Source organism: Pseudoalteromonas rubra, from assembly GCF_005886805.2.
In the GTDB taxonomy this organism is placed as follows: Bacteria; Pseudomonadota; Gammaproteobacteria; order Enterobacterales; family Alteromonadaceae; genus Pseudoalteromonas; species Pseudoalteromonas rubra_D.
In genome coordinates, this window is record NZ_CP045429.1 from 2,552,636 (window position 1) to 2,578,684 (window position 26,049).

Annotated in this window: 23 protein-coding genes; 1 reads left to right on the top strand and 22 read right to left on the bottom strand. The window is 42.8% G+C overall.

Annotation, left to right across the window (positions count from 1 at the left end):
- Window positions 1-43: 43 nt before the first annotated feature.
- The 3 genes from CWC22_RS11005 to CWC22_RS11015 all read right to left on the bottom strand — a co-directional run bounded on the left by CWC22_RS11005 (window position 44) and on the right by CWC22_RS11015 (window position 1,293).
- Window positions 44-538, bottom strand: a complete 495-nt coding sequence (locus CWC22_RS11005; protein ID WP_125563749.1) for a hypothetical protein — start codon at window positions 536-538, stop codon at window positions 44-46.
- An 85-nt stretch (window positions 539-623) separates the two neighbouring features.
- Complete coding sequence (locus tag CWC22_RS11010; protein ID WP_125563751.1) at window positions 624-941, bottom strand: hypothetical protein; 318 nt, start codon at window positions 939-941, stop codon at window positions 624-626.
- 109 nt (window positions 942-1,050) lie between these two features.
- The gene (locus tag CWC22_RS11015) at window positions 1,051-1,293 is read right to left on the bottom strand and encodes a hypothetical protein (RefSeq protein WP_138539848.1); all 243 of its coding nucleotides are present in this window, start codon (window positions 1,291-1,293) and stop codon (window positions 1,051-1,053) included.
- Window positions 1,294-2,044: 751 nt separating this feature from the next.
- Between CWC22_RS11015 and CWC22_RS11020 the strand changes: the two genes are divergently transcribed.
- Entirely contained in the window at window positions 2,045-2,224 is a 180-nt protein-coding gene (locus CWC22_RS11020; RefSeq protein ID WP_049863092.1) for a hypothetical protein, read from the top strand.
- 430 nt (window positions 2,225-2,654) lie between these two features.
- On the opposite strand, the gene CWC22_RS11025 is transcribed toward CWC22_RS11020, so the two are convergent.
- The 19 genes from CWC22_RS11025 to CWC22_RS11115 all read right to left on the bottom strand — a co-directional run bounded on the left by CWC22_RS11025 (window position 2,655) and on the right by CWC22_RS11115 (window position 26,022).
- Window positions 2,655-3,134, bottom strand: coding sequence for a DUF6265 family protein (locus tag CWC22_RS11025; protein WP_138539847.1), 480 nt, complete (start codon window positions 3,132-3,134; stop codon window positions 2,655-2,657).
- A gap of 473 nt (window positions 3,135-3,607) precedes the next feature.
- Entirely contained in the window at window positions 3,608-7,567 is a 3,960-nt protein-coding gene (locus tag CWC22_RS11030; protein WP_195879822.1) for a primase-helicase family protein, read from the bottom strand.
- 589 nt (window positions 7,568-8,156) lie between these two features.
- Window positions 8,157-9,518: a sensor histidine kinase gene (locus CWC22_RS11035; RefSeq protein WP_138536588.1), complete on the bottom strand. Its 1,362-nt coding sequence runs from the start codon at window positions 9,516-9,518 to the stop codon at window positions 8,157-8,159.
- On the bottom strand, window positions 9,515-10,180 hold the full coding sequence (locus CWC22_RS11040; RefSeq protein WP_138536586.1) for a response regulator transcription factor: 666 nt from the start codon (window positions 10,178-10,180) through the stop codon (window positions 9,515-9,517). Before CWC22_RS11040 ends, CWC22_RS11035 begins: the two co-directional genes overlap by 4 nt.
- A 41-nt stretch (window positions 10,181-10,221) precedes the next feature.
- Window positions 10,222-13,284 (bottom strand): efflux RND transporter permease subunit, encoded by a 3,063-nt coding sequence (locus CWC22_RS11045; protein WP_138536584.1) that lies wholly within the window; start codon window positions 13,282-13,284, stop codon window positions 10,222-10,224.
- A gap of 3 nt (window positions 13,285-13,287) precedes the next feature.
- Window positions 13,288-14,352 (bottom strand): efflux RND transporter periplasmic adaptor subunit, encoded by a 1,065-nt coding sequence (locus tag CWC22_RS11050; RefSeq protein WP_171044992.1) that lies wholly within the window; start codon window positions 14,350-14,352, stop codon window positions 13,288-13,290.
- Window positions 14,342-15,085: a MipA/OmpV family protein gene (locus tag CWC22_RS11055; RefSeq protein ID WP_125563765.1), complete on the bottom strand. Its 744-nt coding sequence runs from the start codon at window positions 15,083-15,085 to the stop codon at window positions 14,342-14,344. Before CWC22_RS11055 ends, CWC22_RS11050 begins: the two co-directional genes overlap by 11 nt.
- Window positions 15,086-15,499: 414 nt before the next feature.
- The gene (locus CWC22_RS11060; RefSeq protein WP_171044991.1) at window positions 15,500-16,987 is read right to left on the bottom strand and encodes a right-handed parallel beta-helix repeat-containing protein; all 1,488 of its coding nucleotides are present in this window, start codon (window positions 16,985-16,987) and stop codon (window positions 15,500-15,502) included.
- Window positions 16,988-17,076: 89 nt separating this feature from the next.
- Window positions 17,077-18,075: a hypothetical protein gene (locus CWC22_RS11065; protein WP_138536578.1), complete on the bottom strand. Its 999-nt coding sequence runs from the start codon at window positions 18,073-18,075 to the stop codon at window positions 17,077-17,079.
- 658 nt (window positions 18,076-18,733) lie between these two features.
- Window positions 18,734-19,180, bottom strand: coding sequence for a hypothetical protein (locus tag CWC22_RS11070; protein ID WP_125563771.1), 447 nt, complete (start codon window positions 19,178-19,180; stop codon window positions 18,734-18,736).
- A 262-nt stretch (window positions 19,181-19,442) separates the two neighbouring features.
- Entirely contained in the window at window positions 19,443-19,751 is a 309-nt protein-coding gene (locus CWC22_RS11075) for a hypothetical protein (protein WP_125563773.1), read from the bottom strand.
- An 84-nt stretch (window positions 19,752-19,835) separates the two neighbouring features.
- Window positions 19,836-20,186 (bottom strand): DUF6174 domain-containing protein, encoded by a 351-nt coding sequence (locus CWC22_RS11080; RefSeq protein ID WP_138536576.1) that lies wholly within the window; start codon window positions 20,184-20,186, stop codon window positions 19,836-19,838.
- Window positions 20,187-20,453: 267 nt separating this feature from the next.
- Window positions 20,454-20,786, bottom strand: a complete 333-nt coding sequence (locus CWC22_RS11085) for a hypothetical protein (RefSeq protein ID WP_138536574.1) — start codon at window positions 20,784-20,786, stop codon at window positions 20,454-20,456.
- A gap of 108 nt (window positions 20,787-20,894) precedes the next feature.
- On the bottom strand, window positions 20,895-21,455 hold the full coding sequence (locus tag CWC22_RS11090; protein ID WP_138536572.1) for a hypothetical protein: 561 nt from the start codon (window positions 21,453-21,455) through the stop codon (window positions 20,895-20,897).
- A gap of 503 nt (window positions 21,456-21,958) precedes the next feature.
- Complete coding sequence (locus CWC22_RS24435) at window positions 21,959-22,633, bottom strand: hypothetical protein (RefSeq protein WP_230090566.1); 675 nt, start codon at window positions 22,631-22,633, stop codon at window positions 21,959-21,961.
- Between the two features lie 160 nt (window positions 22,634-22,793).
- Window positions 22,794-23,084 carry a DUF1330 domain-containing protein gene (locus tag CWC22_RS11100; protein WP_138536570.1) on the bottom strand — a complete coding sequence of 97 codons (291 nt, stop codon included), beginning with the start codon at window positions 23,082-23,084 and terminating at the stop codon, window positions 22,794-22,796.
- 787 nt (window positions 23,085-23,871) lie between these two features.
- The gene (locus tag CWC22_RS11105; protein WP_125563782.1) at window positions 23,872-24,351 is read right to left on the bottom strand and encodes a hypothetical protein; all 480 of its coding nucleotides are present in this window, start codon (window positions 24,349-24,351) and stop codon (window positions 23,872-23,874) included.
- 711 nt (window positions 24,352-25,062) lie between these two features.
- Window positions 25,063-25,539: a hypothetical protein gene (locus tag CWC22_RS11110; RefSeq protein WP_138536568.1), complete on the bottom strand. Its 477-nt coding sequence runs from the start codon at window positions 25,537-25,539 to the stop codon at window positions 25,063-25,065.
- A 141-nt stretch (window positions 25,540-25,680) separates the two neighbouring features.
- The gene (locus tag CWC22_RS11115) at window positions 25,681-26,022 is read right to left on the bottom strand and encodes a mCpol domain-containing protein (RefSeq protein ID WP_138536566.1); all 342 of its coding nucleotides are present in this window, start codon (window positions 26,020-26,022) and stop codon (window positions 25,681-25,683) included.
- Window positions 26,023-26,049: the final 27 nt, after the last annotated feature.

Consider the following 26,049-nt stretch of genomic DNA (forward strand, 5'->3'; position numbering starts at 1 on the left):
TCTCAACATTTGCTAAACTCCTTTCTATGTATGAGGATTACAACTACTTATCACGTACTAACTTATTATTCCGTAGTACTAGCTTTACTTTAGTATATGTATCAAAAGCCCTGGCTGAGCCCATTTCTGATAATGACAGTAAATAGTAATCAGGCGCACTATCGTCATCTATGTCTGCGTATCCAGAGAAAATACCTGCGTTTTTGACTTCGCTGCCATCGATAATGATGAGTACATGCCGATGCTCTGATGGTGGACTATTTCCACCCATATAAGCCTTATAGAAAAACTCTGTACCACTGACTTTAATTACATTAGATACGTCGTTAATAAAGCGCTCATTAGCGATAAAGCTTTTTCTACCTGTGCCAACGTGTACGGCAAAAACATCATAGACAGGAAAAGGAAATAACTCATCGTCGTCACTTTTCTTGGCACATAAATAAAAAGATGAATTTGAGTAGATATGCTCGCAGTCGCTCGCTTTCGTACTGAAGCTTAGAAATAGCATAGAGAGTGCAATAATCAGGTACTTCATTAAATCACGTTATCCTTAAAACCTTTGGCAGTTTGCGGGGATCGTAAACGCCAATCAACTTTCCACATACCCATTTAACCAATTTTTAGGCGTATTGTGCTGCAACTTCATTCATGTAAATTTGAAGGCTTTCAATATTGTCGAAAATCATGCTTGATGGGAACTGATCTGGTTGAGAGTCTATTTTTCCGCTCCAGGTTAGGTGAATACAGGCAAATCTACCATCGCCAAGTTGAACTATCACATCATCATTTGCCTCGGATTTAGCAATCACTGATAACTCACACTGCCATAATGGATGCTCAGGTCCAACTTCACACGCAAGCTCTCTTTGTATCGCATCCTTAATGGCGCATTGTTTTAGATGCCACCACGGATCAATCCAGTTAATTTTTCCTTTCATTGTTATTCTGTGTGACACGTAACACCATACCAATCAATATTTAAAGGCTTGACTAAAATTAGCATTCAGGGTCATAAGCCTAAGAATTTACTCTTCTTTGAGTGACACTTCATACATAGATAATTTTGGCATGCCCATTGAGAAACGATACCAATTCTTTAACCGTCTCAGCCTTGTCATAATACACAATGGCTTCTGCATTTTCTTTACTGATCCCCGGCCTCGCGGCAACTTCACAGTGCATATCATCCAAATCATCTGGGTCCATATGATACACACCATCGAACGTATCATCTACCTGAGCCACCATTGTACTCGCCAGCCAATTACTAAACGATTCTATAAACTGCACGAATTATCATAGTAACCACATTACGATAATAGAACGAGCGAGTATATATCGGATTTACTGAACATTGACGCAATTTTCTTCTAACGAAGATGTTCAATAGCTGACGAAATCGCTATATAAACAGCGACTCCAAACAGTACATATACAGCTCATATAATTTAATTTCTACGCTTAGAAAAGTTATCGAAACTGTATTTCCCCTTTATTGCTAACCTAGTGTTATAGTATAAAACCAGCAACCTAACTAAGGATCGGTTTAGCTGCCCCCCACAGTAAGGCTCTCTTTACTCCTCATGTCTGCACGCCAAAGCGCTGTTCCTTGCCAAGTTATTTAACTAATTCAGCCGTCCATAACCAGAACTTAAAGGCGGGCACAGGAAGTCCTAGTTAAAAGAAACCGGTATAATTAACCGGCACAAATAATACAGTCCCCTCATCGCCTGAGACAAATTCAACCGTGGTTTTCTGAGGGTACCTGTAGCCCATCGGGGTATCTATGTTTTTCATCTTTCTTAAATTCAAACATATTTAAAATACCCATTAAAGGACCAAAATAACAAACTGTGCCTAAAAGCAGAAATCAACCACTCCAAAAAAAAAATAAATAAAATATAACTTTTCATCACAAAAAAACTTGGTTATTGTACAAACAGGCCCTGACATATTGCAGAGCAAAAGTCAGCTTTAGCATCGCGTTCAGGGTTCATTTGATGAGTTAGAAAATAAAAAATCTAAAATAAGGAAATATAAAATGAAGGTACAACTAAAAAAGAAAAACCTAAAGACACTGAATGAAAGCAATCAATTAGCTAACCAAGCAACGCCACAAGTTGCAGGTGGTGCAGAAATCTCTGTCTATCCACAATGCAACCCATCAAACCCTGTTATTTGTTGGACAAATGGTGGCTGGCACGGCTGTGTAACTAAATAATACTGGTTATCTATGACACAGGTTAAAGCCCAACCTTCTGCGCTTCCGGAAATATCTAAATTTTTCCAAGCGCAGTTTTAATACAAGCGCTCTATTTCAGAAAAATCACATAAAATGAATTCGTTAAATGATCAATGCTTAGCATTGGTAAATTTGGCAAGCGGTGGCTGCGAAACCTAATTCGTGTCAAAGTTCTAAATTATCAAGGTAAAGCGTACCCAAATACCATCTTTGTATTCCACAACAGGCCCTCAGACCTACTTTTTAATAATTGACAGGCAGATATAAGTAACATTCAAGCTATGGAGTAAAATCGCAGCTTAGCGGTCAAATAGTGTAGTTGTCTCAGCCAATATACCCTATACTCAATGGAGTGCCAGGCACTCTCAAGCTTCTCAATGATCCACTCACTGCTTTTCTGTACTCAGCACTAGTTACTAGCACCGCCGTTTTTACTAGTGAACTCTATTGAAAAGCCTTTGTCATCCTCTCCTGATACATAAACAGTGATGTGCTTATCGTTATTCAGCTGATACCTAATCTTTTTAGGAAAATCATGGTGTGAATTTTCAAATATCGCTGAGTTTTCTGAGCAGCTTGTTAGTTTGAATGCCGTTGGTAATGCATTATTGGTAACTTTAGCTAAATAAAAAACCTCTCCAGACATTTCAACCAGGCGAAGAGTTTCGGCACTCACCACTTTGTTCTCAACAATGGAATATGTTTGACCATAGCCCTCAAATGTTTTCTCACTGATTCGAGTCCATGATTCATTGAACTTCGATTTGCTATTTTCAGAATGCCAATTACCTATCAGCCAATTCAATGAATGCAACGTATTACATGCTTTCTCCAGGGCCGAGGATTGAAAAGAAAAACAAAATAACACCAAACTCATAACTTTCAACATTGTACTTAGCTCCATTGATAACTGGCTCTTTCAAACGCTTGAGCACGTAGCCTGCACATTGCGTTTACTGACCAGATATTGGTACTTAGTTACTCTCTCATCCATTTTGCTTCAATTTCTGTGACAATTCATGCTTTAAAGATGAATTTTAATAACTAAGCTTTTTGGTGTCTTTGGTTTTATAATCATTAGTTTTATATATTTTTTAAGATTCAACAAAGTTCTCAACCTTCTCTAACCCTACCGCTCTTACCCAGTTTTTTATAGGTCACTAAACTTGAATGCATCAAAAACGTAAGATATCTTGCCTGTACTATTTTTAAATTTAACTTTCACTATAATATAGGACTGAAGACCTAATTCCATTGAAAATGGGTGCAAAGAATAGTGCATAGCTCGGCTGGGCTCAGTAAACAATACTTATCATTTCTTAATAATTCACCAGCACTATATATCTTAGCTAGACAAATAATTTATACGCCAGCGGGCTTTAGATATTGATCGCAATGTAAGAGCAGATCTGACGGTAGTGTTTCCGGATAATTTGAATCATAAGCGATCATTTCTCTGGCTACTGCTCTTGCTTCTTTGCTGAGCGAAGGATGATCCATGGCCAGAGCAATGTGCTTCCATGTATATGCCTTCTTATCTCTGTAGCGCCGATAATTAATTTCCCCCTCCCAGAACTTCAGAATCTGCTGACAAGTATTAATCGTCAACTCCGGCTTACTCTGGTAAGCCTCAAGTACACTAATCAGCATTAGCCTTCCACTTTCTTTCCAGTTGTCTAAATAGCTCTGTGTTGTTTTCACCCAAACCTGATCATGAAAAAACGGCATCTTTAGGACCTGAATATATCGATTAAAAACATGCCGAGGCGTTTTACCTGGGTTATATTCACTGATAATTTCAGCGACTACCGGAGTGTAAAGTTCAAATTGAGCATGAACTACCAGGGAATAATACACTACATACCAATTCAGCTGTCTCCAGTTTGGCTGTTCTTGAAATAACCTGATCACATACTGCTTCGCCTTGGGATGCGCATACACTTCTCTTAAGCAGCTGGAGATAACTTGCGGGCTTAATGGCGTTTCAGGTGAATCCCTTTCCAGCAAGCGAAGTGCCTGCTCTTGACCTGACTTGTGTCCTTGTAATAGCTTGAGGCAACTACAGATAACTTGCAGGTTTAACGGCGTTTCAGGTGAATCTTTTTCCAGCAAGCGAAGTGCCTGCTGCTGGCCTGACTCGTGCCCTTGCAATAGGTTTAGACAGCTAGAAATAGTCTGGTGACCTAACGGCGTTTCAGGTGAATCTCTTTCCAGCAGGCGAAGCGCCTGCTCCTGACCTGACTGGTGCCCTTGTAATAGCTTAAGGCAACTACAGGTAACTTCCGAACCTAACGGCGTTTCAGGAGAATCTCTTTCCAGCAGACGAAGTGCCTGCTGCTGTCCTGATTCAAGCCCTTGTAATAGGTTTAGACAACTAGAGATAGTCTGGTGACCTAACGGCGTTTCAGGTGAATCCCTTTCCAACAAGCGAAGTGCCTGCTCCTGACCTGAATGGTGCCCTTGCAATAGGTTCAGACAGCTAGAGACAATCTGATGATCTAACGGCGTTTCAGCTGAATCCCTTTCCAGCAGGTGAAGTGCCTGCTCCAGACCTGACTGGTGCCCTTCCAATAGCTTTAGGCAACTACAGGTAACTTCTGAACTTAATGGCGTTTCAGGTGAATCCCTTTGTAGCAGGCGAAGTGCCTGTTCCCGACCTGATTCAAGCCCTTGTAATAACTTTAAACAACCACAGGTGACTTCTGAACTTAATGGCGTTTCAGGTGAATCCCTTCCCAGAAGACGTAGTGCCTGCTCCTGACCTGACTGGTGCCCTTTCAAAAGCTTTAAGCAACTACAAATAACTTGTGGGGTTAATGACGTTTCAGGTGAATCCCTTTGCAGCAGGCGAAGTGCCTGTTCCCGCCCTGATTCAAGCCCTTGTAATAACTTTAAACAACTACTAGTGACATTTGGACTTAATTGCGTTTCAGGTGAATCCCTTTCCAGCAGACGAAGCGCCTGCTCCTGACCTGACTCGTGGCCTTTCAGAAGCCTTAGGCAACTGGAGGTGACTTCTGAATTTAATGGCGTTTCAGGTGAATCCCTTTCCAACAAACGAAGTGCCTGCTGCTGTCCTGACTCGTGCCCTTGCAATAAGTTTAGACAGCTACAGATAGTACCTTGACTCAGTACAGGCAAAGCTGATTTTCTTTCTAGCAGGTTAACTGCGTTGATTATTTTTTCGGAACGATTGAAGTCTTCACACTTAATAAGATAATGCAAGTAGCCATCAGAAGTGCACCCCCGTTTATCCAATTGTTCAATATAGGACAGCTTTTCAATTTTACTCTTGAAAAAACCCTCTTCGCATAATCGATTCAATAATAGACCAGATATAACTCTGTCAGAGAACCTTTCTAAAGCCATATCCAAGACCTGGCGATGCAAGAAGTGGCTTTCATCCATTCCCTGCGCTATTGCATAACTTATACCCTCTTCAGCCAGAGTATCGTGGTTGAAACTTAGAAAATTTTCACTGCTTTTATTAATATAACTTCGCAGCCTTTCATTGACTTCACCTTTCCCTTCCAGACTAAAATATGTGCCATATTTCGTGGAGTCATCAAAAAAATCAGCTAAGTAACAAAAGTCTTTCTCATGGAGTAAAGTCTTGTTATTTTTATAAAGCCAGGACCAGTAAACCAAAGCTTTCGCAAGTGCAGAGTGTTGCTCATATATTTTTTTGATATCGCTCTGAATTATCGCCCGATAATGACTCATCAAGTTGCAATCAAGTGAAAATAAAGCCGATTCGTCTCCTGCCGTTCTGGCTAGAATGAATAGCAAAAGAAACAAGCTTGACTTACTGTAGTCCTCCTTCTTTGACATTATTTCATGTGTACTGCTCCATTGCGGCATCCTTTCAACAATAGCGCTCAGTAGATCATGGTTCTCGTCTGGTTTTAAGCTATATAAGTTATTATCAGGGTTGAATAAATACTTTAAGTATGGCTTCTGCTCAGGAAAGCGATCTCCTATCACCAGTCTGACGGAGCGATTACCAGAAAGCGCATTAAATAGTTCGTTAAGGTGATTAGAGTTATCCGAAAAGCGGTACCAATCTTCAATAAAGACTAAATATTTCCCTTGTGTCCATGGAATGTCCAGCATAGCGTTAATGAAAAAATCATCTATGTCTTCCAGCCAAATTACAGTATATTCTGATTTGCTTAAGTTGAAGGCTATCCGTCGAAGTAAGGTAGACTTTCCTGAACCTCCCGCCCCACTCACAACAGAAGCTACTCGCATATCAACGTCGTCGTGAAATGATTTTATGATCTGTTGCTCAATATCTGCTTCAATACTGCGCCTAATATCCCAACGCTGAGCAATACCATACCACTGACAATCATCTTTTAATTTAGCCGTATAAAAGTGATAAGGGGCAAAGTTGCCCTGAAAGTTTTCAGCTATGTCTTCAAAAAAGGATTCGCTAATAACTGAGGCCCCTGGGGGGTCAAGAGATTTAGTCTTTTTTTTTAATAACTTTTTTCTTGGCCAGACAGGGTGCCAAGGCTGCTTTTCATAGGACTCACTATCTGGCCCAGCCCATACTACAGGTAATGTATTATTTGGCGTGTTATGAGGCATCACAATCAATGCCTGACTATCATCATATCCCAGAGGGTGGGCTGGATATAGTTTTTTGCCCCATTCAAGACATACTGCCTTGACTAGCTCTTTCTCCTCTTGCGTTGTGAACACCTGCGAATTATCACTGAATGCCATACATTCGTCATAAAGCGTTCGAATTACGAGCAGGCTATTAAAATTAGTATCCCGCCTAATATTTTCCTGTCCGTTCTCAAACCCAAGAAGCGCTACATAATGACATCTTGCCCTTGCATTTTTCAGATAATTATTAAAGAACTTCGTAGCTTGATTACCAGACCCAATGATATCGTCAAAAAAAACAATATCTATATCGCGATTCAAATGTGCTCTAAAATCATCAGATTTAAAGTTCTTTTCTTTTAAGCCAAGCTCTTTCCCATATTGATATAAAAACTGACTACCACTTGCAGCAGATGAAAGTTCTAGTGGATAAAATAAAACATCTTTTAGATCATCTCTGAATATTTTCTTGATGTGTTTTGCTGCTATATTTACATAATCTCGCATCTCATCATCAGTGATGTAATCAATATTCTCCAGCAAAGTCAATGCCGCCTTACACTGGTTCGGCCTAAAGTTACAGAGCCAACGGGTCACATCTCGATATTTATCTTGAAAAAAAGCACTTTTTCTGGGAATCCAGTACGCTACTATCTCTTCTATTTCAGATGTGTGTTCAGCAATGAATTTTTGATGTGAATTCATAATCCCTTCCCCATTTAATACTGTCGACTATTTGTCCACCCTTTATCTAGCCTTACCTTAAGCTAATCCAAAGAAGCAAAGCACAAAGGTAGGTAGCTTCTACCAGTGTATTAGTGATAATGCGGATAAGGTCATTGACCAATAAACCAACATGCCACCAATAAAATTTATTATAATTAGATCAAAAACCTACCATCTATAGTTTCAGCCTTCAAGCCTAATATAAAGCCCCAAGGTAAGTGAGACACTGGTTCTGGGTATGAAAGGCATGAATAAAATCATATCTTTCATAATCTTAAGAAGAGAACTTGCTTAGGCGAATACTCTATGAGTTGGGAGCGCGAGACGCGAAGCGAGTTCGAACGACTCGTATACTGGTTTATGATCCTGCCCTGAACTTGCATAGAGGAATCATTACTTTGCGTATAAACAGATCCCGAATCAAAAACCGTGCGGGATGACGCTGTAGAATGTTAGTTTTGCCTTCAATGACAACTGCGAAGCTATGTTGCCACAGCTTTCTTGGTACTGGAGCCAAAGAAAATGCCAGTAACATCTTTGCTCAGCTCTCCTTTATCAACCTTTCGCACTAAGCATTTCGCTGAGTAAACACCACTTTAAAACTCGCACCGCCCTGCTCGTTTTTGCAGGTAACGCTGAGTTTGGCATCGTGAAAATCAACGACTTCTTTGACAATTGACAGGCCCAGTCCACTGCCGGTCAGGGTGGATTGCTCTTGTCGCCAGAAACGCTCAAACAAACGGTCATAGTACTGTGATTGGATCCCCGGGCCGTTGTCGCTTACTTCCAGTTCGGTAGTGGTCACTTTTACTTGAATTTTGGCGTTATCCTGCGAGTGTTTCAGGGCGTTTTCGACCAGGTTTTTGATCATGATGTGCACGGCGGCTTTGTCAGCCAGGATCTGATCTGTGTCGGGGTCCGCATCCAGGCTTAATTCTTTATCAAACTGCAGTGCCAAAGGGGCAAGCATCATACACACTTCCTGCGCCAGTGCAGACAAACTCACAGGGACTTTGTTATACACCACAAAGTTTTGCGCACGAGACAGGTCCAGTAGCTGTTGAACCACCCGAGTCATATACGCTACATCGTTGACAATTTCTTCGCGGATCTGGGGGGCAATATCGGCCAGCTGAACCCGGGTATTTAACACAGCCAGTGGCGTTTTGAGCTCGTGGGCCGCGTTTGCCACGAACCGCTTTTGCTCATCAAAGCCGGCCTCTACCCGCTCCATTGCCTGATTAAGAGAATTCACTATGGGCTGAATTTCATAAGGCAGGCCCTCATTGCTGAGCCTGAAGCTCAGTTGCTCCGGCTTGATCTGCTTTAACTGACCTGCCACGGTTTTTACCGGTTGCACCACAGAGCGCACGGACAAATACCCGACCAGCATAAACACCCCAAATGCCGCAAAAATGGTAATGGCGGTCACCCGGTTAAGTGCCGGTATCACAGCTTCGTTCGCCAGTTCGGTGATTAAATCATTGCGCGCCATATCCAACACCAGCGCCTGACCATTCAACATGAGTTCAGTACGAAAGCGGTCCACGCCCGCCAAGTGAGAATACCCAACCGGAATATCCCCAGTCAGCGCTTCAAGCGCAGCCGAGCCTTGATCATTGCTTACGGACTGAAGCAACACTTCATTATTCGCAACACGGATAACACGAAACGCAAAGTTATTATACAGGGCATCATAGCCCCATTTTTCAATCACGCTATCGGGGGCATATATAAGCTGCTGCTGTTCAAACCGCAGTGCATCTGCGACATCTTCGCTCATCCCCTTCATACTGACTTCCAGCGCCAGGTTGGCATAGTTCATCGAAAACAAATGTAAAATCACACCAATGCCGGTAAATACGACAGAGCCAATTAGTATAAAGTGCAGATAAATCTTGCGAGCGAGCGAGTTTTTAATGATCTTCATGCCAATATGTATCCTATGCCGCGAAGCGTTTTAATGGTCACGCCAGCTTCTGTGCCATCGAGCTTTTTGCGTATTCGGTGAACCGCGACTTGCAAGGCGTTATCGGTGACTTCAAACCCCATCGCATAGATGGCATCGTAAAGCGCATCTTTGCCAACAGTCAGCCCAACATGGCGCAACAGATATTCCAAAATAGCCACTTCGGTTTTACCCATAGAAAGGTTTTCACCACCCACCGTCACTCTGCGAGATTTTGGGTCAAGGGCGAGATTGCCATGAGACAACAGAGTGCCTGTATATTGGCTTGGTCGACGCAGCAAAGCACGCATTCTTGCCAGTAATTCGCCAATGTCGAAGGGCTTGTTGATATAATCATCTGCGCCCAAGTCCAGCCCAGCAATGCGGTCATCCACACTGCCACGCGCTGTTAAGATCAAGACAGGCACCGGGTTTTCGGCTCCACGCAGTGCTGCTATCACATCCAGTCCGTCTTTGTCGGGCAGACCAAGATCCAGAATAATGGCGTCGTAGTGCCAAAGGGCCATTTGATCATGTAATGCACCCGCACTGGTGGCAATATCAGCAGCATAGCCTTCCTTAGTCATGGCCTGCTGGATAAAACTGGCCAGTTGCAGGTTATCCTCAGTGATCAAAATGCGCATACTAGGTTCTCCATTGTCTGACTGTGCAGTACTTTCTCTCGTTATTCCGTGCATATATTAACCAGGCGTGGCACATCTGCCGATGAGTGCTGACTACATTTGGGTAACAGCAGTTGCAGTAACACCGGAATGACCACCAGCACCAGTATTGTAGAAGTGATCAACCCACCGATAACGGCCCATGCCAGCGGTGGCCACAACGGACTGCTGGCTGACGTTAGCGGCAGCATGCCCACTATGGTTGTAACTGTAGTGACTATAACAGGGCGTACTCTATTTTGTACCGATAATATGATGGCTGTCTGAGTATTCTGACCGCCTTGTACGTAAAACAAAGTACCGTCGATCAATAAGATAGCATTATTTACCACAATCCCTGCTAATGCCAGAATACCCAATACTGACATAAACCCGAACGGAACCTGTGCCAGACTCAACATGGCAGGTGCACCTATAACGGCAAACGGAATGCTCAGCATCACAAGTAAGGTTAAACGCAGTGAGTTGAACTGCAGTATCAGGGCTATAAAAAGTAGCAATGCGCCAACCGGCAGCGTTTTAACCAGTGCATTATTGGCCTCACCAGATTCCGCCATTTCGCCCCCAAACTCCAGTTTAAGGCCATAGCGCTGTGCAATAGCTGTTAGTGCTGGCTTCAGCTCAGTGAGCAGTTCAGTCTCATCCACACCCGGTGCCACTTCACTGATCAGTTTAACCACGGGCACACCGTTTCTGCGCTCCAGAAGCGCCGGCTGGCCAAGTACCTGAGTATCTGCCAGCGCATGCACTGGTACGGGTTTGTCTATCAAAGACGTGAGTACACCAGTATTCATCATGTCCATGCTGTCATGGCTGGAATTCGGGTCGTACAATACCACCGCTGTTGGCTCATCGTTAAAACTCACTTGCGTCATAGTCAGGCCTGCACTGCGCCAGGCCAGATAGTCATTGAGTTGGCTTTCCGTCAGACCAAACTGACTAAGGCGTTGCTGATCAAACGTCATCGTCAGCTGTGGTACGGGGACTGCGTAGTCTTTCCCCGGCGCTTCGAAGCGCGCATCTGCTTTGAGCATGGCAAATACCTCTTCACCGGCACGGCGAAGTACATCGTAATCTTCACCACTTAGCCACATTACCACAGTACTTTCTAATGGCGGTCCCTGGCCCAGTTCACGGGCGCGCAACACAGCCTCTGGATACGCTTTTTGCAAGCTGGTGTTAAGCTGTTCAACTAACTGAGCCATATCTGTATTGGTTTGTGCAGTGAGTACCACACGGCCAATATGACTTTCATCCGGCTTTTGCGCCAAATTGTAGTAAAACCTCGGGCCAGAAAAGCCATTGAACACTAAGGTACGCTGGACGTCGGCTCGGGCGCTAATGTCTTCAGCAATTTGGTTCAATATGCTGGCTGTATATAGTTTATGACTGCCCATTGGCAGCTCTACATCCACAATGGCCTGGTTACGATTGGTTTTTGGAAAAAACTCGCCATCAGCTTGTGGCAATGACATTAATCCGGCGCATAAACCAACAGCCGCAACCAAAGTCAGCGCTTTATGTTGCAACGTAAACTGCGATAAAGCCAATGCGCCCCGCTCTAAGTGTTGTTGCAACTGCTGCTGCCAGCGTGACGCCCTCAGTGTGCGAACAGGCAAATAGCGGTTAAGCAACGGCACCAATGTCAATGCAATCGCGTAGCTGGCTACAATACACAAAATAACCATCACCGGAATACTGGCAATAAAGTCTGCCACACTGCCCTTGGCCATGAGCATAGGTAAAAATGCCGCTATCGTTGTCACGGTGGCCGCGCATAAAGGACGCCATAGCTCATGGATACTTTGGATGGCGCTGTGCAGAGGGTCGGTGCCAGACGAAATATGGCGATTAAACCGCTCGGCAACCACAATACAATTGTCAACCATCAGGCCCAGAGACAAAATAAGTCCTGCAATCGTCATCTGGTGTAACACCCCATCCATGGCACTGAATGCCGCTATGGCAGATAGCGTGATAGCCACCACTGCAATACACACACTGACAGCCCCGCTTGCGGACAAGAAAATAAACAAAATAGCGGCAATGGCAATCAGGCTAAGCATTAAAGATTGCATCAGGGCATCTTTGCGCTTTTTGGCCCACTTGGGCTGGAATAACTCAATGCTCACGATCTCTGCGCCATGGGTCTGGTTAAACTGCTCAACCAGCTGGGTGATCTGCTCTCCTGCCTGAGCAATACGGATCCGGTTGGGTACCAGGGTTACTGCCACGCCAAGTTGCTGCTGACCGTCAACCCAGAAAGACTCTCGGGCTTTGGGGTCGGTACGATAGTGGACATCTGCCAAAGTTGAAAGGGGTAACTGCTGACCCTGAGCCGTTGCTATCAGGGTATTTTTTAATTCATCGGTAGAGTCTAACTGAGCCACCGGAGATAAGATCAGGTTAGCTCTGTCGTCAGTGATGCTGGCCACCGAATCTGTATTATTAGCAGCTGCTATACGCTGTGCAATCTGCAACGGGGTAATACCCGTTTGCTGCATAGTCTGCTGTGAAAAAGCCACCGCTATCTGTTGGCCCGGATCGCCCATCAGCTGTGCATTACGTACCGTGCTAAGTGCCAATAGCTGGTCACGCAGCGCGATGGCAAGTTGGCGCTCCTGCAACAAATCTCCCCGACTGCGCACTGACAAAAAAATACCCTGGGTGTCCTGCACGCGATCCATGATGGTCATCGACAACGTCGGGTTACTCTGGCGTATTGGCGCAATACTTTCTTTGATCCGTTGCCAGACCTGATCGGTGTTGTACACGGTTTCTTTTAACTCAATATCCAGTGACGCAGCGCCATGTTTAACCTGAGCACTGTAGGCCTGGATCTCATCTATTTGTGCTAACACGCGCTCTAGCGGGCGAATGTAACGCTGCGCCAAAGACTCGGCTTCGAGGCCACTGGCATTGAGCACAATCAGACCATTGCGATATGGAAAAGTGGGATCTTCCTGCTCAGGAGCACTAAACCAGCCTCCCACACCAGCAAGGCACACAATACATATCAAACCCAGGATCAGGCGTGGGTTGACAAACCAGGGCGTTCTATTCACAACTTACTCCTTATAAAGCGAGGGGGTTTGCAGCGTCCGACTGTCTGCAAATACCAATGCCGGTAATTCAAGCGCTTCTTCACTACTTACCAATATATGATTGGCTCGCCCTGTTACGACCTGCACGTACTGGCGTCGTTCAGGGCTCGATTGCAGCACGACATAAGACCGACCTGTTTCGTCATAATGCAGGACACCGCCTGGCAGCTGATACAAGCGCTGATCTGAAAGCGGTATTTGTAATTGTACATTCAGGCCCATCCAGCTTTGCTCTTGTGCTGCCAGTTGGACTTTCAAAAAAAAGAAAGGAGAACGAGACCCCAGCGGCAATACGCGCTCTACAATTACCCCCTTAATTGATTCATTTAACGCGGGCACAAATACCTCTACCTGCTGTTGTGCATCAACTTTTAAGGCCACCTCTTCGGGGATTGCAAAGCGGGCATGTAACGCATCAGCCGCCTGAAAGTTCATTACCGTTTGCCCAGCGTCAGCGTACTCTTTTTTACGTACCAGAAGATCGCTCACCACCCCATCAAATGGCGCATTGATGGTCAACTCCGCAAGTTGATTACGCGCGGCATTCACTTCGGCCTGCGCCTTATTTATCTGCTGATAAGCCATATCCAGGTCACGACGAAGCTTGTCCAGCTGAGACTGAGTTTGCAGGCTACGTTTTACCAAAGCCTCAGCACGCTCGAATTCGGTTCGGGAATTGGTAAACGCCGCATTTGCCCGCTGGAGTTCAGCCCGGGCCTGATCCAGTAGCGCATAAGCCACGGGATCGTACAGCTCCATCAAGGCTGTGCCCCGAGTCACAAACTGCCCGGCACGTACCCAGAGCTTTTCTACCCGACCCGATTTCAGCGCAGCCAGCTGAGTGTCTTCTGCGCCTTCAATCTGGCCATAAAATACTTTCTTTGGTACGTCCATAACCCGCTCAGGCAGCACAGTGGCTAACTGAATAGCTGGCTGATTAGAATCAGCCTCTACATAAGCGTCACGCTGCTGATCCTGACAGCCAAGCAGAGCTATTAGACTCAGCAGAACAAGGGGTTTAGAAGACATATACATACCCCAACAATAGTTGCGCAGCACCAGATTTATCTATCAATGGAGAGTCTTCGATCTCGCTGCCGTAGGCGGTATAGCTCAGATCAGCCTTAATCATATGGTTTTTACCAAAAAACCAATCACTGGAGACACCCACCTCAACATTCATGGTTGCTTCGCCCACATAAGCCATGCGTCCGGCGCGTTGCTCGTTGGGTAGAACACCATAGTAATAGTCAACCAGATCTTCACTCAGATAACTGGCAGACACATAGGGCACAATGCGGCCATCGCCTACGTTAAATGGTACGCCATAACTTACACTAGCCTCATACCCTTTATGGGTGCTGGTCACATCGTGCATAAAAGAAAAGCCAAACTCGCCAAACTCAGTGTCCAGCTCCCCTTCAAACCCAAAGTCGAAACTCATGTCCCTGTCTTCCATTCCCAGGAAAATATCACCATCGGCTTCTTCGTAACCATCCAGCCGTAACTGACCCACAACCGAAAACTCTATATTTTCTTGCTGCCAGACTTTATAGCTGCCACGCGGTCCTAATAATGAAAAATTGCCAGACTGAATGGCCAAAGCCGGCACCAGAATGGTCTCATTGCCAACATCTGTATAGCCCTGATCCTGAGAGACAATTGCTGCGCCAATCCCCCATTGAATGCCTTGGTCCTGATCGTCAGCCAGAGTAGAAAAGCTCATAAATGCCAGAGAAATCAAAGAAAGTGTTTTGTTCATTACCGTGCTCCGTTAGTCAAACTTACTGTATCGGACAACTCATTTGTCCGGGGTTAAGTAAAACTTAAGGGAACAAACTTTCTTGAAACTTACAGCCCGGTAATTTTTTGAAAATTATGATTTGAGGTCAATGATGCACAGATTGATATGGCGCTATCGTATTAGTAGTTATGAGACAGTGTCGACACCTGGGCATGTTAACGAAGCAGTGGTATGAGAGCTGAAGAGACTTACTAACTTGTTTAAAATACAGGCCGATAACGAACTATCAGCCTGTCAATCAGCCACAAACAACAGCAGCTTATTCATTAGGTTTTGGCAGCACACTTTTAATTTGAGCCGGGAAGTGAAAAGCTCAACCTTATTCGTCACCGCCTTCAGACCTGACGTACCTTGCCTGAAAGCGGTTTCTCGCTAATTGAATGAATTATTATGTAGCAGCACGTTTGGCGTATTGCCGTATGCCTGGAAGCCTGTGAGCAAGGAGTTTACTGTTTTATTGCGGCTAATTACGGCATCGGTCCCTGCATTCACAATAATCCCCTTATAAAAGCCGTCGAATGTATTGTTATCGAGTAAAAACCCATTCGAGATCGAAAATTCAATGCCAGCGTATAAAGATGACCCTTCCAGGCTGATCACTGTGTTGTTCCGGAACGTCGCATTTGTGACAGCGCCAATGTCATTACGATGGATCAGTGTTCGTACTCCATTAAACCTATTTCCTTCTATTAAGTGATCGCCATTTACAGTTGAACCCAACGTAGTATTCATGCCAAAACTGATCCCACGTTGAAACTGAGTGATCTCATTATCTTTTATGATGACTTGGTGCGCATTGACGACATGGATTGCGCGATATTCCGGATCATTGCCAATATTGGTAATCTTATTCCCGGTAAAAGTGATTTTTCGACCGGCTATGGTTACCGGCACTTTTGGGTGGTTTGCAGGATCAGAGTGGACTTTAATGGGGTCATCGGATTTGCCCATGTTATAATGAAAATCAACAACATTATTGGTGATGAAAACATCAGACAGCAGGTCATCTTGCGCGTACAGGTATATATCCTGAAGCCAGTTTCTCGCAATATAATTATCTTTGATCAATATATTGGCATTGCGGCTTAGCTCACAATTGTCCTGGTCCACGCACGATGCATAAATTCGTATCCCATACTCTGAGTTACCAATAAACTCATTTCCGGCAACCAGGCTGTTCCCACCCCAGATTGTCAAACCTCGGCCTTTAAAGTGGTTGTCAAGCCCGTTAAAATTAAACTGGGAGTTAAGCCATTGGTTGTTTTTACCTAACTTATCCTGTCCTCCATAATAGGCATTGTTGTTTAACTTGGCATTCTTAACAACAGAATTGGCAACATTATTAAACTCAATACCAATGCCGCCAGTGTGCTGCACTGTGACCCCATCTATCTCGATGTTATGGCCATTTTCAAATAAAAAGCCTCCACCATTGGCCGCAGCACCCGAGCTTGCCGCATCAGATGCATCAAAGATCCCACCAATAATGCGAATATGCATTGAGTCTTTTTCCAGCAACATATATGAATAATGCTTAAACTTTAATTTGGTGTCAGCTTCCAGCCGTAACGTTGAGTTATTGGGCACAGGTAAAGGCTGAGGCTGACCTGACTGGGCATCGATATAGTTGTAGTCATAAACGCCCGAGGGGAAATAGAGCGTTGCTCGTGAATCAAAAATACCTTGATTTTTAAAGGACTCTGCAAGCACTCCAAGATCGGTCAGTGCCTGATTGATAGCTTGCGTATCGTCTATATTGTCATTGGGGATCGCACCATAATCTTGCAAGTTTATAGTCTGACCATATGTTGAAGCAGTAAAGCACAAGCCGGTTGCGAGCACGTAGTTAAACAATTTCATGATTATCCTTGTCACTGTTTGTTGAACAAGCTGCATTGTAACTTTCGCAAGAGTCGATGAACAAGCACTCGCGGGGCATGCCTACCACTTTAGTGCTCATTCGCACCAGCGCGCTTTATCACGGATGAAATAAACTGTGCTGGATTATCAAGACCGATAAAAATGTACTCCACCACGCCTTGCGGCTCAGCTAACTCAATTTTGACATTCGGGTTACCAGCGTAATTGTAACGCTTTACGCACTGGCCTCTTGCCACATATTCATCATGCAATTGTATTTTGGCGATGTTTTTTAAAGGGATAACAAACGAATGAAACAGGCCATAACGAATAACTAACTCATTACCAACCAAAGAGACCGGTCTGCGGGACACTGCGCGATACTCAGCAACAAAAAAGACCAAGCTTGCAAAAGTAAGAAAAGTCGCAATATTCGCAGCCAATGGTGACCAGACAAAATGTAAAAATAGATGCATGATCGGCATTTCGAGGACAATCAAGAAAATGAACCCAAGTAAGTTACTCTTTGCGCCATCTTTTTGGTGATATGTAAAATGCTGCTCACCACAAAAGTGCTCTGCTTTTACTCGCTTTGCAAAGAGCGCAAAAGTCCACATGCGTATTTCGAAGGTAAATAACCTCGCCAAAGTGCTGTCACCCAAATACCGATTAACTGATGTTTCTATCGCGCTATCCGGATCTTCGAGCTGACCGATGGCAACCTTAATTGAAAAATATACGGTGATCGCTGCCACCAGTTCAAGCAACAAAATTGCTGCTAAAACAAAATAACGGCCGCTTTCAAGGTAATGCCAAAGCAATTTGCTGTGTTCGGGAATAATATAACTCCCCACCAAAATAGCCAAACACACTAGGACAATCGCTTTTAGCAAGGCTTGCTTATAATTCTTGACACATAAGAAGCACAAGACGGGTAGTACAAACAACGCATCTAAAAGATATAGCCACTCAAAGTTTGCATGACCATAATCATTTAGCCAGCTATCAGACTGGTAATAGACTCCCCACCAGATTGAAATACATAGCAGAAATATCACTGGGACTTTTGACTTTATCGAGTCACTCATACACCTTTCCTTTTGATGTAGTGCTTAACATTACGCTTTACTCTGAAAGCACTGATTTTTTACCTCTGGCAATATCCTATATTGTACAGACCTGCCTTGCAGTGTTTCAAAGTTAATTTTGAAGGCTTTATGTCACTATACTTGCGAGTGATTGAGCAATCATTTAGCGAATGATGTGTTATTTAACAGCAGTAAATCGATGCCACTTATTGATATCTCACAAAAGCTATCATCCCTATAGCGGTTTTAACTAAGCAGGCTATTCTGAAACGGTCATTGTACTCATAGCTTATAATTTACCTGCCGACGTATGGTGGCACTAGCTCCGTCACTTGCTGCTATATATTTGGATATTCCAGTTGAGCAACACCAAGAGCCCCAGCCATGAAATAAGGAAATCAAAAATTAACGAGAGACTATCAGGACCGCTTTCCTTGGTTCATGTCAGTATTTTTAGATAAATCAAACGGTTATGGGGCGTTAAATGCCATGTCATAACTAGTCAAACAAGAAGCTAGGCTGGCGTTGCTCACTGGTTACTTTGGCTGGCTGCTACTTCTCTACCTTTCTCAATTACCATGTTCAGTGATACGGTTTAACCTGTACTACCCAAGTTTGAGCACCGCAAATTAAAAACGTTTAACCATGGCAAGCCTAATTAAAAATCAACCATGACGTGCTCGTGCTTTTGCCCGTTCTCTTGTGCCCGCTTCTGCCCTTTTTGATACTCTTGCGCGATCATTTCTTCTATCACTGACGCTTTTTCATTGAAGTCTTTTTCTGATAAATAGCCAGCTTCAAATAAATCCTCAAGCTCATCCAGCTTCTCTTGCAGCTGTTTGATCTTTTCCAGATTGACACCCAGGCGCTGCATTATAATGGCTTCTTGCATCTCGCCTAAAAAGTTATCGTTGCGGATCGTCGTCTGCAACTCTTTTCGCTGATATTGCAAACTAACCTCTGAGGGTTGAGACTCCGGCATTTCCATAGCAAGCTCCTGGCTGAAGCCTGAGTCTGTATTTCCACTCCCCGGCAATTTACTGCCAGTGTCAACTTTGTTTTCAGCAGCCACTGGGCCAGCACCGGCCGTTTTGTACATTAACATGGTAACTCCTTGATACATTTCTAATACCTATCTGTATGTATCAAAATTTGAGCCAACTATGAGATTGTCATGTTAGGTAGGTCTGAAGCGGAGTTGAGATAGAGTGACTGTCCAATTTTCAACCAACATGAGTTTATTACTCCGCGACGATAAAAGGCACCTGATCCCGGGTACAACACCATCAAAAAACTTTTCAGCTCAGGCTCGTAAACTAGATACGAACTCTCTGTGCAATTGATTAACTCTCACCCCAGTGTGAGTGTTAAAAATCAATGTCCCCGCCATTGCCTTTAGTACTGAGCAAGTAACGAAATAAACGACCCAGGCCCCGCAAAAACCAACTGATTACATCGATTGGAAACTCAATAATCTCTTCGAGGAAATCCATTGTTGCGCTCTCTGTCTCGCGTTTCCCACGTTTTTTACTTGGCCAGAGCACGTATGATATAAAATACAAAAAACCACCGACTAGCAAACAGGCCCAATGAAAGTGGCCGGTCAACACACCCAAAATCAAACAGGTTCCGGTAAAAAAGCCCATAAGGGCTAAAGCAATTTTTAACTGTTCCATAGTTCATGTCCTTTTATGCGCCATCTCCAAACACAGTCAAATCAGGGGAGCAAGTAAACAAAGCGAGGAAGCTGACAAGCCTTGTTAAGGCACCTTAAACTCCTTAATTGAATAGCTACATTCATCATCAACAACCTGATCGTCCCAGTCAACCTCAATGTTCAGTGGAAAGCCATATAATGGATGGTATTCAATTCGCAGGGCATCTGCATTCAGAATTACCTCTTTTGCCAAATCGAAGCGCCCTTCAATAGTCACCTTTTGCTTCCCTTCTAATAATTGAGGCTTTCCTTCAACCACTTGCACTTTACTGTAGTCCAAAAATATGCAGGCGTCAGTCGCAGTAAATGAGTATTCTGTCAATTCAAAGCCTTTCCATTGCATGCTCTGTCTTTCTACTCTTTCAACCGTTTCTGCATTGTTGGCCCAATGCATAATGCCCCAAAATGAGATAACCAGGAAAATTGACATACCCAGTGTAAAAATTATGGCATATACACTTTTTGAACTAAAAATTACCATGATTGCTCTCAAACTACTCATTAGGGAAGTTAGTTCTAAATAGTTATAATATCCGGGAGTGAAAAACCTTGCCTTCAGCACACTGGGAATCATCCCACGTAGGATTAATTATCTCCAATACATATAGGACCAACAGAAGAAAGTACGGCATGGTTTACCCAGTTTTTTTATGATACGTAGCTACGCATCATCACCAATATGACTGGCTATCTTATAAAGGGCTATGCAAGCTAACAAGAATGGAATACTCAATATCACGAAAAAAATACTTTCGACTAATATCTCACTATCTGCCGCCGACTCCATCAAAATGTCAATTGTTACCCACTGTGCCATTGAAACAGCAACAAACCCTAATATCGAGTAAAATAAAACATTCCCCCAGGGTAACCCTTTAACCTGACTGAATTTATACGCAGCAATACTGACTACTATGGTACTTACTATACCAATCAAAGCCTCAACCGCTTGAGAAACAGAATAAATGACAAAAAAGGCGCTATTTCCTTCCATGCTTCAAACTCCTATAAACAATGTGCGGCACAACGCCTTCAAGTACAAGTCGGGATGTCGTCCGGGCCCCTGAAAAAGCGTAGCACCGCATTCCTGGAAGCTCCGATTCTAGAGCCCTTTTGCTTCAAAACAACTCATTAGTAATTTTCGTCGCTTTATTTCTTTCTCTGTAGCGGGATATTTTCGATAGCTGAATAGAGTTGATGTATGTTCAGACACACAAGCCCCTACCACATCTATATCAAATTTTTCGACATGGTTGCTGCTTACCTCATAATTGTTATCGCATGCATAATTAACATAAGCAAATAGAGGCCCTCCGCCCAACCTTGGGTGTTTCAACTTAACTTTTTCAGTAATGCCAAGCTCTTTCATAGGAAGAAAACCCTTGCTTTTAAGCTCTTGAAAAATAAATTCAACCCCAATTTGAGTATTTACCTGAATTGGAGATTTGTCCTTTTTATTTTTATCGATTAGCAAAATAGTAGCCTTGTTATACTCTTTTTTTATTTTTGAGGTTTTATCAAAGCAAGTATCACCAGTGCTTGTCAGGTTATCATATACATCTTCTTCATACGTGTAAAAATCTCTAACAAACTGATAAGCTGGAGTGCTTGCACAGCCAACTAATAAAAGCGAAATAAAAAACGAAAATTGTTTAGCAAACATTATTTAACCCCTTGATATAGTCTGATTCTCCATCACCATGTGATGGCGTCAAAATGCTTCAATGCAACAAACAGCTGAGTCATAAAGCCAAGTGTTTTCACCCTACCAAATAACCTTTATGAGAGACAACGCCATCAGGCTTATTTCCTCGCTACTGAAACTTAGGCAAGACCAAGAACTTGCAGCAACTAAAGCTACACTCTCACTCTACCGTAACTGGGTTACAAGAATTAGAACAGTATGGTTAGCTAATCAAAGAAGAGACTAGTATAAGCACTTTATTTGAGCAGCCTTAGCCACGAGGTGATAATGAGGCTAAATGAATAGTGGTTAATTAATCAAAAAAGATACATCTGACTTTTAAAAGGAGCAATATTAATTAATGAAAAAATCACACGAATAATTCACAACCCCTACCTTAAACTTTAAAATAGAAAAACCATTTTAAAAAAATCAACACCAAAACTTCCCTCTTATTTTTACTATTGCCAAAAAGTTCATGACTAATAAATATCGCTCCACTTTTCAATGGAATCCCAGTCTACTTCTTGATCAACAACCCTCGCATTTGCATAGTAAGTTCTTCGGTAAGAAAATATTTTTTCTGTAAGCCTAAAGTCACTAACAAAACCTTTTTCAACAATCTCCAAGCGTGAAACCAATTTCTTGTCTAAGTCAAAAATTGCAACTCTCGTTTTTGGCCCCTTTCTATAATCTGTTGTAAGCCATTCTTGAATAGCTAAATAACGGCCACCTAGCAATTCACTGCGTTCAAACCCATAGTAGAAAGTCGGTACTTTATGTCCTTCGATTTCCAATGAGTAATATGCAGGGCCAAATTTGACTTCGCTCTTATAATTTAACTGATACTGCACCTTTGATTTTCTCGTCATTTGACTAATGTCTTTTGCCTGTTGAATACAGCTATTTAGAGTTTCATGAAAATCGACACCCGAACAACCAGCTTTACGCCCCAGCGTATCCTCTCCCTCTGCTGAATATTGAGATGGACCTACTTCTGTGCAACGAAAACGCCACTCTTTGATCCCTGCATCGATTGGATATTGCCGGGACAGCTCCAGTAGTGACTTTCTGGTTATTTGTGATTTCAAAATATTTCCTCGAAACGCAGTTAACGCTTTGCGACCTTTGTGTTCAAAGTTAAGTGCTAATTGCACTGTAACACCCGAACATGATTGCTCTAAGCTTACTTCTTAAAGATGAAGACCATATGTTTTCATATGCTGATGCTATGAAAGTCATATTTTGAATACTCTCATAAGACACAGAGAACAAAACCGACAACTAAATAGATTGCTGAGTTTATAGTTACAATTCCTAACAGCAACCTTCAACTAAGATCAACTTACTCTTAGTTGTGCTATGGCGTATCGCGAACAGAGGTTGTGCGTCAGGATCAGCTAAAAACTCTTTGGCGACATCCTTATTTGGGAACTCCAGTACAACAACTCTTTCTGGGTGCCAGTCCCCTTCCATGACCTCGGGCTCAACACCTTGGACAACGTACCTTCCTCCATGCTTTTTAATAAATTCGGGGATTTCTTTAATATATTTTTTAAAACGAGGAAAGTCGGTGATAGAAAAGTCTAGTATCAAATATCCTTTCAAAATAAGTACTCCTTTACTTAGGTTAATAATGAAATAACGCCTGCAATAAAGTGCCCACACTGAGATAAAAAAGCACACCTGACTTACTTTCTGTCTATTCCAAACTCATTGCAATGATTAACCATTTGCAACGAGCATTGCCTCCAGACTGTTACCGATACAAAGCCTTCGCAGCTGAGAAACAAAGTTCAGTACCTTTCGAGTATCAATTTTTATTGCGCCCAAAATCTTGCACACCTCCTCAGTACAACAACCTGTTAATCCTGTCGGATGATCTTCTAGACCGATAGTGGCTGTAAGCTATTAAATTCAAGTATTTCCTTAGGCATTTACGTTTGCATAAAATACCGGCTAAACACTTGTTTGCTTTTTGATGCGGTGTCCCCACTCAGCGACCAGCAAAGTGTCAATTTCAATGTGTCTGTTAACACTATAGTATTGTTGCCGAATTACATCTTTATTGTAGTTCGGTGAAAGAAGTAAAACGACTGCATTTTTAATTCAACTAAAGGACGAAACGCACAACGCGTGGAAAACCAGAATACATCTTCCAGGCTCTCATACTGCTGAAAACTTGCCATGTCGAAAGAAATATCCCTTGAATCGCAATCCTTGCCCCTGGCCTTTATGTCAAGACACCCTGTGTCCACCAGCCATTTGCTTATAACTTCTGTCTTGCAATGCTAATTTCATCCTCAATGACGACGACACAACGGTAAGGATATAGAGGTACAAGACATGATAGTTCTTAATAACCAGTTAATTGGATGTACCTCATTGATGCTAGTCACAAGCCATTTAGATCAACTATCATACCGCGATAGTCAAACCCCTTAGATTTGTAGAAAGCTAACTCTACTTTTTTAAACGAATCGAGGTATGCTGCTAATAGCGGCGCAAAAAATACAGTCGCATAGTAGTGTTTTACTTCTCCATCAGGAAAATAACCAACATCATGGATTAGCCAATGTTGTATGTCGAAAAACCTGAAAAACACGACCGCAGCCAGACCAAATAGTAGAGATAAAAAAAGCTGACACCAAAGTGGTTTATCAAATTTCCATAAAATTCTACTGAGCCCAGATAGAAAAATCACATAAAAATAGAACACCGAAAGTAAAAATACAACTAAAAAATCAAGTTCCTCTGGTAACAAGAAAAAGCTAAATGCAGGTGCGACACACCCAAGCATATTTATTTTATATCTGTCGACAAAAGACTCGCCTTGGAATATTACATCATAGGGTAAAGAGGTTACTATTTTCATCTTGGCTATAAGCCCTTAAAAATGTGCAACTAAATCCACTCTGAAATCAGCGCCGAAGCAGTGCGTTCTTAGCGTTACATTGTCATTAACTAATGACCTCGGTTAGAATAATACTTCCGAAAAAGATAACAGTAATGTATTAAGGGTATTAGCATGGGAATACCAGGACTAAATAACCCACCGACTTGAAAAACTTCAGGTGACCCGAAGCCAAATATTGAGTTTATAAGCACTAAAACTGAAGCCCAAATAGCAATAATGCCGCCAAGGAGAGCAAAAAAGTTACAGTAGCTTTTTGTTTTTTTAGAGATATTCTCTCGTATTATATAACTCAACTAACAATAGCCACAAAGAGACAATAGCCAAAGTACACATTACAAGTAATGACAACACCAAGAACTCGTATAATTTCACTGTTTTTACTAACGAATCCAACACTATGAAGTAGCTTAAAAACAGCCCTCCAACAGCTAAGATAGTCGCAGGGACCAATACCAAAACAATATCTAAGAGTATTAATTTCCGCATAGAATTAACAAATAAGTCAATGCTCCAATATTAAGCGTCAAATACAGACTAAGCTTCACAGCGAATGAGCGTTAGCCTGACGTTACATCCGCGCCATTATTAGCATGTTATGTGTATTGCCCATACCTTTTCCCGAGCCCCCCAAAAAAAGCAAAGTTAATACTTGTATCTCAAGAACTGATTTTAATGCACTGCATTACTCGTTAAGTATGAAAGCATACTCTGATAATTGGATACTGACTTTTTCAGGAGATTAATAATTTTATCTTCTTGTCCATCATGAACCACAATCAAACGGCCTCTCACACTATCAAACATAGTAAAGGTAACTTCAGAGCGTTTGTATTTTATCCAGCACCCCACCGCTAATAACACCCAAATCAAAGTGACCACCAGCCCTGCTAAAAGCTTCTCAATCGAATCAACATTCAGCGAAGCCTTACCAACAGCAAATAGTGCCAGAAAAATAAAAGGTGACGCGATAAATTTCCATATCGCATTTTTTGATGTAGAACGAATGACATTTTCCACATCAATTTCATCATACTGGGCCTCAAACGCGATAGAATCTTCCGAGTCGCTATATTCATAAGACAACGCTTTGTCATTAAATACGAACTTAACTTTGTGCCCTTTAAACTTCTGATAAATCGTTTCCACCCACCCTCCTGAAGTACATACACAGCAACTCGTAATCCCAGGATAGTATCATACCTATTAGATTCACTTTATGAGTACAGTTAGCGTTTCATCTAGGCTTCGTTTAACCAAAAACCTTGGCAGCCATACATATGTGCATCATTATTCCACTCCAAAGATTTCAACTCTATTTCGCCCGAAAGCTTTCGCCTTTTTTAGCGCAAGTGCCGCATCACTGGGCTTTTCTCCAACTCCTACAGACCAGGTTATACCATTTTTGCTAAGCAGCTCTGGACTAACAATAAAGTCCGAAGAAGCTTTCACTAATATACTGTCACCACCACAAAAAACCACTTCACAACCTGAAGCAATAAGGTGTTCTCGAATTTGTTGTAGTTCCATTGCTATCAATGCTGAGTAACTTGCAGCTTGCTCTAAACAATCTGAAAAAATCAACTTCTCTAGCTGTTTTCCTATCTCGTCACCATCAAAAACAATATACATCTCGACTCCTCAATACAACAGCTCTCG

What these genes read in the sequence shown, in the direction of transcription:
- CWC22_RS11005 (WP_125563749.1), bottom strand. Translation starts at nt 538, where the DNA reads ATGAAGTACCTGATTATTGCACTCTCTATGCTATTTCTAAGCTTCAGT.
- CWC22_RS11010 (WP_125563751.1), bottom strand. Translation starts at nt 941, where the DNA reads ATGAAAGGAAAAATTAACTGGATTGATCCGTGGTGGCATCTAAAACAA.
- CWC22_RS11020 (WP_049863092.1), top strand. Translation starts at nt 2,045, where the DNA reads ATGAAGGTACAACTAAAAAAGAAAAACCTAAAGACACTGAATGAAAGC.
- CWC22_RS11025 (WP_138539847.1), bottom strand. Translation starts at nt 3,134, where the DNA reads ATGTTGAAAGTTATGAGTTTGGTGTTATTTTGTTTTTCTTTTCAATCC.
- CWC22_RS11030 (WP_195879822.1), bottom strand. Translation starts at nt 7,567, where the DNA reads ATGAATTCACATCAAAAATTCATTGCTGAACACACATCTGAAATAGAA.
- CWC22_RS11035 (WP_138536588.1), bottom strand. Translation starts at nt 9,518, where the DNA reads ATGAAGATCATTAAAAACTCGCTCGCTCGCAAGATTTATCTGCACTTT.
- CWC22_RS11040 (WP_138536586.1), bottom strand. Translation starts at nt 10,180, where the DNA reads ATGCGCATTTTGATCACTGAGGATAACCTGCAACTGGCCAGTTTTATC.
- CWC22_RS11050 (WP_171044992.1), bottom strand. Translation starts at nt 14,352, where the DNA reads ATGTCTTCTAAACCCCTTGTTCTGCTGAGTCTAATAGCTCTGCTTGGC.
- CWC22_RS11055 (WP_125563765.1), bottom strand. Translation starts at nt 15,085, where the DNA reads ATGAACAAAACACTTTCTTTGATTTCTCTGGCATTTATGAGCTTTTCT.
- CWC22_RS11060 (WP_171044991.1), bottom strand. Translation starts at nt 16,987, where the DNA reads ATGAAATTGTTTAACTACGTGCTCGCAACCGGCTTGTGCTTTACTGCT.
- CWC22_RS11065 (WP_138536578.1), bottom strand. Translation starts at nt 18,075, where the DNA reads ATGAGTGACTCGATAAAGTCAAAAGTCCCAGTGATATTTCTGCTATGT.
- CWC22_RS11070 (WP_125563771.1), bottom strand. Translation starts at nt 19,180, where the DNA reads ATGTTAATGTACAAAACGGCCGGTGCTGGCCCAGTGGCTGCTGAAAAC.
- CWC22_RS11075 (WP_125563773.1), bottom strand. Translation starts at nt 19,751, where the DNA reads ATGGAACAGTTAAAAATTGCTTTAGCCCTTATGGGCTTTTTTACCGGA.
- CWC22_RS11080 (WP_138536576.1), bottom strand. Translation starts at nt 20,186, where the DNA reads ATGCATTGGGCCAACAATGCAGAAACGGTTGAAAGAGTAGAAAGACAG.
- CWC22_RS11085 (WP_138536574.1), bottom strand. Translation starts at nt 20,786, where the DNA reads ATGGAAGGAAATAGCGCCTTTTTTGTCATTTATTCTGTTTCTCAAGCG.
- CWC22_RS11090 (WP_138536572.1), bottom strand. Translation starts at nt 21,455, where the DNA reads ATGTTTGCTAAACAATTTTCGTTTTTTATTTCGCTTTTATTAGTTGGC.
- CWC22_RS11105 (WP_125563782.1), bottom strand. Translation starts at nt 24,351, where the DNA reads ATGAAAATAGTAACCTCTTTACCCTATGATGTAATATTCCAAGGCGAG.
- CWC22_RS11115 (WP_138536566.1), bottom strand. Translation starts at nt 26,022, where the DNA reads ATGTATATTGTTTTTGATGGTGACGAGATAGGAAAACAGCTAGAGAAG.